Annotated in this window: 7 protein-coding genes; 6 read left to right on the forward strand and 1 reads right to left on the reverse strand. The window is 47.5% G+C overall.

Annotation, left to right across the window (positions count from 1 at the left end; translation table 11 throughout):
• The first annotated feature begins 180 nt into the window (after window positions 1-180).
• The 3 genes from opgD (at window position 181) to rimL (ending at window position 2,802) form a co-directional block, all read left to right on the forward strand.
• Window positions 181-1,836 carry a glucan biosynthesis protein OpgD gene (opgD, locus tag ACJHWK_RS19570; protein ID WP_048265110.1) on the forward strand — a complete coding sequence of 552 codons (1,656 nt, stop codon included), beginning with the start codon at window positions 181-183 and terminating at the stop codon, window positions 1,834-1,836.
• 139 nt (window positions 1,837-1,975) lie between these two features.
• Window positions 1,976-2,200 carry a YdcH family protein gene (locus tag ACJHWK_RS19575; RefSeq protein ID WP_001296778.1) on the forward strand — a complete coding sequence of 75 codons (225 nt, stop codon included), beginning with the start codon at window positions 1,976-1,978 and terminating at the stop codon, window positions 2,198-2,200.
• Between the two features lie 62 nt (window positions 2,201-2,262).
• Window positions 2,263-2,802 carry a 50S ribosomal protein L7/L12-serine acetyltransferase gene (gene rimL / locus ACJHWK_RS19580; protein WP_001523221.1) on the forward strand — a complete coding sequence of 180 codons (540 nt, stop codon included), beginning with the start codon at window positions 2,263-2,265 and terminating at the stop codon, window positions 2,800-2,802.
• Here the strand turns inward: rimL and ydcK are convergent.
• The gene (ydcK, locus tag ACJHWK_RS19585) at window positions 2,794-3,774 is read right to left on the reverse strand and encodes a YdcK family protein (protein WP_001551086.1); all 981 of its coding nucleotides are present in this window, start codon (window positions 3,772-3,774) and stop codon (window positions 2,794-2,796) included. The two genes, rimL and ydcK, sit on opposite strands and share 9 nt — an antisense overlap.
• 123 nt (window positions 3,775-3,897) lie before the next feature.
• Here ydcK and tehA point away from each other — a divergent pair, with 123 nt between their 5' ends.
• From tehA to ACJHWK_RS19600, 3 genes are all read left to right on the forward strand, one after another.
• The gene (gene tehA, locus ACJHWK_RS19590; protein WP_001296725.1) at window positions 3,898-4,890 is read left to right on the forward strand and encodes a dicarboxylate transporter/tellurite-resistance protein TehA; all 993 of its coding nucleotides are present in this window, start codon (window positions 3,898-3,900) and stop codon (window positions 4,888-4,890) included.
• Window positions 4,887-5,480, forward strand: a complete 594-nt coding sequence (gene tehB / locus ACJHWK_RS19595) for a tellurite resistance methyltransferase TehB (protein ID WP_000586719.1) — start codon at window positions 4,887-4,889, stop codon at window positions 5,478-5,480. The genes tehA and tehB overlap by 4 nt, the downstream gene beginning before the upstream one ends.
• A gap of 302 nt (window positions 5,481-5,782) precedes the next feature.
• A complete protein-coding gene (locus tag ACJHWK_RS19600) occupies window positions 5,783-6,451 on the forward strand; it encodes a DUF3313 domain-containing protein (RefSeq protein WP_001261003.1) in 669 nt (222 codons plus the stop codon).
• The last annotated feature ends 137 nt before the right edge of the window (window positions 6,452-6,588 follow it).

The raw sequence follows: 6,588 nt of genomic DNA on the forward strand, positions 1-6,588 counted from the left end.
CGAATCAGGCTCATCCCATCGACATAAAAAAATTGCCGATTTATGCATATTCTCTCAGTTCAACAATTGGATTATTAATAAATATTGTCTAGAGTGAGCGGTCATAAATAAGCACTTTCTTGCCGCTGAAAACGACCAGCGCGGGACCATTCACAACACCAGAAGGACTCACTTTCAGGTATGGATCGTAGACGATTTATTAAAGGTTCAATGGCTATGGCCGCCGTGTGCGGTACCAGCGGCATTGCTTCTCTTTTTTCTCAGGCGGCATTCGCGGCAGATTCTGATATTGCCGACGGGCAAACCCAACGTTTTGACTTCTCCATTCTACAGTCAATGGCGCACGACTTAGCGCAAACAGCGTGGCGTGGTGCGCCTCGTCCGTTACCTGACACGCTGGCGACAATGACGCCGCAGGCTTATAACAGTATTCAATACGACGCCGAAAAATCGCTCTGGCATAACGTTGAGAACCGTCAACTGGACGCTCAGTTCTTCCATATGGGAATGGGATTCCGTCGCCGCGTTCGTATGTTTTCTGTTGATCCCGCAACACATCTGGCGCGTGAAATTCACTTTCGCCCGGAGTTGTTCAAATACAACGATGCGGGTGTTGATACCAAACAATTAGAAGGGCAAAGCGATCTCGGTTTTGCCGGTTTTCGCGTGTTTAAAGCCCCCGAACTGGCGCGCCGTGATGTCGTATCATTCCTCGGCGCGAGTTATTTCCGCGCGGTTGATGATACATATCAATACGGTCTATCGGCTCGCGGCCTGGCGATCGACACTTACACCGACAGTAAAGAAGAGTTCCCCGACTTTACTGCCTTCTGGTTTGATACGGTAAAACCGGGGGCAACCACCTTTACCGTTTATGCGTTGCTCGATAGCGCCAGCATTACTGGTGCCTATAAGTTCACTATCCATTGTGAGAAAAGTCAGGTGATTATGGATGTGGAAAATCACCTGTATGCGCGCAAAGACATTAAACAGCTGGGCATTGCGCCGATGACCAGCATGTTCAGCTGCGGTACTAATGAACGTCGGATGTGCGACACCATTCATCCGCAAATCCATGACTCAGATCGTCTGTCCATGTGGCGGGGCAATGGCGAGTGGATTTGCCGTCCGCTGAATAATCCGCAAAAATTGCAGTTCAATGCTTACACCGACAACAACCCGAAAGGGTTTGGTCTATTGCAACTGGATCGTGATTTCTCTCATTATCAGGACATTATGGGCTGGTATAACAAACGCCCAAGTCTGTGGGTGGAACCGCGTAACAAGTGGGGTAAGGGCACCATCGGCCTGATGGAAATCCCAACAACGGGCGAAACGCTGGATAACATTGTCTGCTTCTGGCAGCCAGAAAAAGCTGTAAAAGCGGGTGATGAGTTTGCATTCCAGTATCGTCTGTACTGGAGTGCGCAACCGCCTGTTCATTGCCCATTAGCGCGCGTTATGGCGACGCGTACCGGCATGGGTGGTTTCCCGGAAGGTTGGGCGCCAGGTGAACACTATCCCGAAAAATGGGCGCGTCGTTTTGCCGTCGATTTCGTTGATGGTGATCTGAAAGCTGCCGCACCAAAAGGCATTGAGCCGGTGATTACGCTTTCCAGTGGGGAAGCGAAGCAAATCGAAATTCTCTATATTGAACCCATTGATGGTTATCGTATTCAGTTTGACTGGTATCCGACTTCGGACTCCACTGATCCGGTCGATATGCGGATGTATCTGCGTTGTCAGGGCGACGCTATCAGTGAAACATGGCTCTATCAGTATTTCCCGCCAGCGCCGGATAAACGTCAGTATGTTGACGACCGCGTGATGAGTTAATTGTTTTTTCTTCGGCACCTTCTTCGGGAGGTGCCGTCTGGTTAAACACGATCCCGCTCGCATTTTTCCCTAAGTTAAATGAGTAATCTGATGGTGTGTATTTCAGATACACCTTGTCAGCCACTAACAGGGAGTGCGTATGTTTCCAGAATATCGAGATTTAATATCCCGTCTGAAAAACGAAAATCCTCGCTTTATGTCCTTGTTCGATAAACACAATAAACTTGATCATGAAATTGCCAGAAAGGAAGGTTCCGACGGTCGAGGGTATAATGCGGAAGTGGTCCGCATGAAAAAACAAAAGTTACAGTTAAAAGATGAGATGCTCAAAATCCTGCAGCAGGAGAGCGTCAAAGAGGTGTAAACTTTCCTAAGCCGCCAGCCAGGCGGCTTTTTTAACAACTGCATGGATTGACTGGAGATAAGATGACCGAAACGATAAAAGTAAGCGAATCACTTGAATTACATGCTGTTGCAGAAAATCACGTCACACCTCTTTATCAGTTAATCTGTAAAAATAAAACCTGGTTACAGCAGTCGCTAAACTGGCCGCAGTTTGTTCAAAGTGAAGAGGACACGCGAAAAACGGTGCAGGGCAATGTAATGTTGCATCAACGCGGATATGCCAAAATGTTCATGATTTTCAAAGAAGATGAACTTATCGGCGTTATCTCGTTTAATCGTATTGAACCACTGAATAAAACCGCTGAAATCGGCTACTGGCTGGACGAATCTCATCAGGGGCAGGGGATCATTTCTCAGGCGCTGCAGGCATTGATTCATCATTACGCCCAGTCTGGTGAACTTAGACGCTTCGTGATCAAATGTCGGGTGGACAATGTGCAAAGCAACCAGGTCGCCTTGCGCAATGGTTTTATCCTTGAAGGTTGTCTGAAACAGGCTGAGTTCCTGAATGATGCCTATGATGATGTGAACTTATACGCGCGTATTATCGATTCACAATAACCCTGCCAGCGGCGTTCGCGTAATGCGCTCCTCGCCGTTAATGACTTTTGGACCACGGACATGAACCGTGTCGCCATCAAAGGCTTCAACGACGGCGTGGTCGGTTAACTCCACATGTTTTTCAATTATCACCGCACCTGTAATACGGCTCTCACCTTGTATTACAACGTGCTCGTCGAGCAGAATCGGTCCGCCACGTACCACGGCATTTCCGCCAATCAAGACATGATGTTTTAACACACAATTACCTTCCACAATGGCATATTCCGCCACCTGCGAACTGTAATGAATCGTCGGAATGGCATCTTCTTCTATGCCAGCTTTCACCTGCGCGTGACCGTAGACTTTAGCGCAATCGCATAGCCAGACGTTGTTCTCTTCATTACCTTCAACGCTGGCAAAATCAAAAACTTCGGCGCGATGTTCAATAAAAGCATACCGGACGACGGCATCGCCATAAATTTGTGCCTGGTGAACAATACGCGAGGCGCTAACCCTTGCGCGATCATAAATTTGTAGCAGGAGTTGATGGTCGGGCGTTAAGCCTTGTGCGGCGACGATCATAGAATGTTGATCAATTAAGGCGTGACCAAATATTCTACATTGACCACAAACTAATGAGTCACGAATGGTGACGCTGTCACTTATATATGCATCCTGGCTGATTTCACTATTATCGATCCAGACGTTATCCGTTGCGTAAACCTCTCCCCAAAGAACGCTGGTGCCGGTGATACGCGTATTACCGGAAATCACCGTTCCGCCGAACGCAATAGCATTCTGATCGTAAATCCAGCAATTTCCTTCCTGTGCTAACACCGTTTCGCGATCGATCCAGCCGCCAGCGGTTCCTGCTATCACATCGTTAAAATCGCTAATGGCGATAATCTGCCGTAATAACACACTTTTTTTAGTGCCATCTTCCTGATAACTAAAGGCTCGCTGTTCTTCACTTAGACGATATTTGCGCATAGCGTTTTCCCACAGGTGACTTACTATAACCGTAGCAAATTCTGCGGCTCTGGCTATGCTCGAGAAAATTCCATAAAATGCATTTCAAATATACTTTATAAATTAAACAAAATGAGTAAGAAGATGCAGAGCGATAAAGTGCTCAATTTGCCGGCAGGCTACTTTGGTATTGTGTTGGGGACGATAGGGATGGGATTTGCCTGGCGCTATGCCAGCCAGGTTTGGCAGGTCAGCCACTGGTTAGGGGATGGGCTGGTGATTCTGGCGATGATCATCTGGGGATTATTAACTAGCGCATTTATTACCCGACTCATCCGCTTTCCGCATAGCGTGCTGGCGGAAGTGCGCCATCCAGTGCTGAGCAGTTTTGTGAGTTTGTTTCCGGCAACGACGATGCTGGTGGCGATTGGTTTTGTTCCGTGGTTTCGCCCACTGGCGGTGTGCCTGTTCAGTTTTGGTGTCGTGGTGCAACTGGCTTATGCCGCATGGCAAACTGCGGGATTATGGCGCGGATCTCACCCTGAAGAAGCTACCACGCCTGGACTGTATCTGCCGACAGTTGCCAACAACTTTATCAGCGCAATGGCCTGTGGTGCGTTGGGCTACACCGACGCCGGTCTGGTGTTTTTAGGCGCAGGCGTTTTCTCATGGCTAAGCCTTGAACCGGTGATCTTGCAGCGTCTGCGCAGTTCGGGAGAATTACCCACGGCGCTGCGGACATCACTCGGCATTCAGCTCGCTCCTGCGCTGGTGGCCTGTAGTGCCTGGCTGAGCGTCAACGGCGGCGAGGGTGACACGCTGGCGAAAATGCTTTTCGGTTATGGACTGCTGCAACTGCTGTTTATGCTACGTCTGATGCCATGGTATCTCTCCCAGCCATTTAATGCTTCATTCTGGAGTTTCTCGTTCGGCGTATCTGCACTGGCAACCACCGGTTTGCATCTGGGGAGTGGCAGCGATAATGGATTTTTCCATACGCTGGCGGTGCCGCTGTTTATCTTTACCAATTTTATTATTGCAATACTGCTCATCCGTACTTTTGCGCTTCTGATGCAGGGAAAATTGTTAGTCAGAACCGAGCGCGCCGTTTTAATGAAAGCAGAGGACAAAGAATGATCATTCGTGACGAAAACTATTTTACTGATAAATATGAATTAACCCGCACACACTCTGAAGTACTGGAAGCGGTGAAAGTGGTTAAACCGGGTAAAACGCTGGATCTGGGCTGTGGCAATGGTCGTAACAGTCTTTACCTGGCAGCCAATGGTTATGATGTTGACGCATGGGATAAAAATGCCATGAGTATCGCCAACGTCGAGCGCATTAAGTCCATTGAAAATCTGGATAATTTACACACCCGGGTCGTTGATCTGAATAACCTCACATTTGATGGACAGTACGATTTTATTCTTTCGACTGTGGTGCTGATGTTCCTTGAGGCTAAAACCATCCCAGGGCTGATTGCCAATATGCAACGTTGCACTAAACCTGGCGGTTACAACCTGATTGTGGCGGCGATGGATACCGCTGATTATCCATGTACCGTCGGCTTCCCGTTTGCCTTCAAAGAGGGGGAATTACGTCGATATTACGAAGGCTGGGAGATGGTGAAATACAATGAAGACGTCGGCGAGCTGCACCGCACCGACGCCAACGGTAATCGTATTAAACTGCGTTTCGCCACGATGCTGGCACGTAAAAAATGATCCGGTAAGAACAAAGCGCGTGAAAATTCCCCACGCTGAGATGGTTTACTGTTCTTCTTTTCGGTAAGCATATTTTTTATCGAAGGGATGTGAAATTAATCACAGTAGTCGAAGTTTTTTAGCCGCTTAACTTACTGAAATTTAACTACTGATGATTGACTTAGCCCCTTTTTCGGCATTGACTATGTCGTCTGAAAAGGGGCTAAAAAATTTATTTTCACCAACACTTTTTTTGCCACAACACGAAGCGGCGCTTTTTGCTATAACTTAGAAAGTAATATAATCATCTCAGGAAACTATTCATGCGTACCACATCATTTGCGAAAGTTGCAGCTTTATGCGGCTTGTTGGCTCTGTCTGGTTGTGCCTCTAAAATCACCCAGCCAGATAAATATTCTGGTTTTTTAAACAATTACTCTGATTTAAAAGAAACAACCTCGGCAACAGGTAAACCTGTTTTACGTTGGGTAGACCCAAGTTTTGATCAAAGCAAATATGACAGCATCGTCTGGAACCCAATCACTTATTATCCGGTACCGAAACCTTCTACCCAGGTAGGGCAGAAAGTTCTGGATAAAATTTTGAACTATACCAACACCGAAATGAAAGAAGCGATAGCGCAGCGTAAACCACTGGTTACCACCGCTGGGCCGCATAGTCTGATTTTCCGTGGGGCCATTACCGGTGTAGATACCAGCAAAGAAGGGCTGCAATTCTATGAAGTGGTTCCTGTTGCATTAGTGGTTGCGGGGACGCAAATGGCTACAGGCCACCGTACCATGGATACTCGCCTCTATTTTGAAGGTGAGCTGATTGATGCAGCGACTAATAAACCGGTTATCAAAGTCGTTCGTCAGGGCGAAGGTAAAGACCTGAATAACGAAAGTACGCCAATGGCTTTCGAAAATATTAAACAAGTTATTGATGACATGGCGACCGATGCCACCATGTTTGACGTTAACAAAAAGTAGTTCCAGACGCGCCATCGTTAGATGGCGCTTTTTTGTGCACAGAAAACCCCCAGCTAGGCTGGGGGTTCCGGAAAGCTTTCAGCTTTAAGCCAGTTATTAAAACCCCTTTTGATTTGTTAAAACACCTTGCGGTCTGG

It is taken from the genome of Escherichia sp. WS547 (genome assembly GCF_046486065.1).
GTDB lineage: Bacteria > Pseudomonadota > Gammaproteobacteria > Enterobacterales > Enterobacteriaceae > Escherichia > Escherichia coli.